This window comes from uncultured Ruminococcus sp. (genome assembly GCF_934476685.1).
Lineage (GTDB): Bacteria > Bacillota > Clostridia > Oscillospirales > Ruminococcaceae > Hominimerdicola.
In genome coordinates, this window is sequence record NZ_CAKSNX010000036.1 from 1 (window position 1) to 3,389 (window position 3,389).

Here is a 3,389-nt window from a genome sequence, read left to right on the forward strand (position 1 = left end):
ACACAGAAGTTAAGCTCATCTTCGCTGAAAATACTCGGCGGGTGACTGCCCGGGAAGATAGGTTGTCGCCGACATATTTATATTCCTCTATAGCTCAGTCGGTAGAGCATGCGGCTGTTAACCGCAGGGTCGTTGGTTCGAGTCCAACTGGGGGAGCCAATGTATGATCGAAAGTTCGTAAATGTAGTGTTTACGGACTTTTCGTCATAATTTATGCTCGTTGACCATTCGGTTAACAGCCGCTTTTAATAAATTATTCAATTTTATTCTTTAAATGTCTGCTGGGATAAAAGCACAATGCTTGTTGTGTTCTTATCCCAACAAACACAGATTTGTTGGGTATATATCAAGAGTGGTCATTGGAAATTCGCACTCAGGATAGTTAAGTTTTGATTAAACAAGATTCCTTTTGACACGGATCATTGTCGATCACCTAGTCATCACAGATTTCAGAAGTGACAAGTTTCTTATCTTTTTGATAAAGAACAGCTGCTTGCTGTCGGTTGTGTCCTTTGGAGCTGCCACAGAAGCTCTCTTCTCGCTAGTATCACAGATAGCTCACACCACAGTGTTTATACTCGCTAGAATGTGAGGTAACACATTCATTACGGCGCACATTGAGGTATCTATCCGATGGATAGGCTCGCAGGAGCGAAGCTATTACAATGCGGTTGATAGGATCAACAGTTCTTAGTGACTTGTCGAGGTTACATTTTTGTTTAATGCTTATTCAATTTTAACTGCAGTCAGCCGGCAGATCCTAAAGTCTGACGGGAATGTTATATAACTGCAAATGTTATGCAGGTTATAGCATAATTAGAGGGAAAATAAATGACACCACGGGTTTGGAGATCTTATGTTATTAAAGAATTAGATTTCTAATTCTTTATGTCAAATGACTCCAGTCATTTGGATTGACCTCTGTTACTTTACATTTTGTCATTTCAAAGGTAAGTATAGGAGCTTTATCTTCTGAAATTTCAAAAGTAAATGTTCTTATGTGACTTATATCATCATCAATTTTTATTACTACATCGCCTTTTATGTATGTGCGTTCGTTATCGTACTTGGTAATGTTGTATTCACAGTTGGAATCAAGAAATTCCTTTGTGTAGCAGTAAGGTTCAGCAGTAAAGATCTTGCTGAGATGACGGTCTATTAAGTTTATCATAATGAACGTCCTTTCTTATTTACAAAAAAAGAAAAGAGTTTATCAGTTGACCTCAAAACAAACTGATAAACTCTTGACAAATCTATCGTAATCGTGCTATAATGGAACACGACTAAGATGCATTCACTAAAGTTTACACAGTTGTTTGCAGACATCTGTGTGAATGGCGAATCAGGTTTGCTACGACTTGATTCGCTTGGTGAGTGCTTTTTTTCACTCTTATTTTATTGTATCACATAAAAAACGTATTGTAAATACATTTTTATCAAAAATATTTAACAAAGTTTTACTAAATATTCTGCGTAATTTGCACTATTCTGTCAATAAGCTGTTAGCTAACTTATATATAACTTAATATAATTATACCAACTAGAGATGCAATGTTTATTATAAATGAGAAAATATTTGCAACTATATTATATTTGCTTGCAAGAAAATAGCAAAGCTGATTAATCAACTCATTTACTAACATAATAACTGCAAAAAGTATAACTACGAACATAATAACTGCAAAAAGTATAACTACGGATGAATTATTAATCCCCGATCCACAGGATCGGGGATGTTTTGCTTATGAGTGGGAGGTTGTAACGATGTAACTGTTAAACTAGATCATAAGTTTTTGTAACAACACCAGTAAGGTTATTTTTTCCTGTTATAGTTATCTTAATTTGCGTGTTGCTTACATAATCATATGAAACTGAATAATTGCCGCTATAAATTTCACGTCCATAATAAGAAACGAAAACATCAGGCTTATTTTTATTATTTAAGTTTTTCTTGATAGTTATTGTACAGGAAGCTATAGAACGTGGATTTATAACAAAGCTTTTTGTAATTGTTCCTGTCAGAAGATTTTTACCCTTTATAGTAATCGTCGCCATGCCGACAGTTAAATTGTTATTGTAAATAATTGTATAATTTTTATTGCTGATCATTGTACCATTGTATGAAACATTAACTACTGGCTTAATTCTAGCACCAGTAAAATAATATTTCGCTTGATTAAGTCCAATTTCACACTCCGATATCATAATAGGGTCTATTTCATAGGTTTTAATTACTTCTCCTTTTAAATTATTTTTTCCAGAGATTGTGACAGTTATCTTGTTGTCATTTATTTCAGAGTAATTCACCGTATAATTATCACTGCTTATTTCACGACCGTAATAAGTTAAACTTACTGTAGGATGTTCATAATCAGAGTCATTTTTAGAAAGAGTAATATTACATTCAGATATTGCACGAGGTGTTATTTTAAATGTTTTAGTTACAGAACCTTTTAAGTTGTTTTTTCCTGTTATTTCAACAGTTGATGTACCAACGTTAAGATTATTATAGTAAGTTACTTTATAATTTCCACTATAAAGCTCTGCACCATTGCATTTTACTGTAACTGCTGGTTCACGATAGTCAGCCTTGTATCCGCCAACAGTAAAAGCAAGACTAACGTCACAATTTGCAATTGAACGCTGAACAATACTGAATTCTTTATTTATTGTTCCGCCATATCTTCCCTTGCCTGTGATCTTTACAGTTGCTGTTCCTACTGACAAATTATTAAAATATGCCACTGTGTAATCAGTACCAGATTTAAGAACACTGCCTTCACTACTAATCGTAACAACAGGTCTTACTCTTGTACCCCTGAAATACTGGGTGTTTGTAGGAAGTGAAATATTACATGTTGAAATATCTATCAGCTTATCGATATCTTCTGTATAAGTATCTCCACATTCACAAGTATAGGTTCTTACACCTGTTTCAGTACAAGTTGGCTTTTTTGTTACTTTACTTGTATAATTATGTATATGGCGCTTTGTAAGCTTATCCCAGCAAGGTTCATAAGGAAATTCATAGTTAGATTGTGACTGGGTAATTTCAAGATTATTGAATTTACTATACTTATTCAAAAATATAACTTTTTGGATTTTGCCATCTTCACCATTCAATACGACTTTATTATTTCCGCTGCTGATTGGTGCAAAATAATAATCTGAATTCATCTGTACTAAATTTCCACCGATCGACATTACACCATCTGAAAGTTCATTTGTATAATTAAAGCCTTGATAAATCGAATAGTTTCCAGAAATGTCTACTGTATCATCAGCATTTTTCATGGATATATATCCGCCTTTAGATATGGTTACATCACCATACTTATCTGTAGTCTTTTTAAATCCATTATAATCGCCATTTACCACTAACTTTCCGT

1 protein-coding gene, 1 tRNA gene and 1 pseudogene are annotated in these 3,389 nt (G+C 33.8%); 1 reads left to right on the plus strand and 2 read right to left on the minus strand.

Translation table 11 applies throughout. The annotated features are described in order from the left end of the window. The first annotated feature begins 83 nt into the window (after nucleotides 1–83). Nucleotides 84–159 (plus strand) — tRNA-Asn (locus Q0E19_RS11675). Between the two features lie 727 nt (nucleotides 160–886). Here Q0E19_RS11675 and Q0E19_RS11680 read toward each other — a convergent pair. Together Q0E19_RS11680 and Q0E19_RS11685 are read right to left on the minus strand one after the other, a co-directional pair. Then, nucleotides 887–1,171, minus strand: coding sequence for a hypothetical protein (locus Q0E19_RS11680; RefSeq protein WP_294409705.1), 285 nt, complete (start codon nucleotides 1,169–1,171; stop codon nucleotides 887–889). Between the two features lie 602 nt (nucleotides 1,172–1,773). Beyond that, nucleotides 1,774–3,389: pseudogene (locus Q0E19_RS11685) on the minus strand (hypothetical protein); the annotation flags it as partial.

Bases quoted from the DNA above. Each gene is read 5' to 3' on its own strand.
- Q0E19_RS11680 (WP_294409705.1), bottom strand. From the start codon at position 1,171: ATGATAAACTTAATAGACCGTCATCTCAGCAAGATCTTTACTGCTGAA.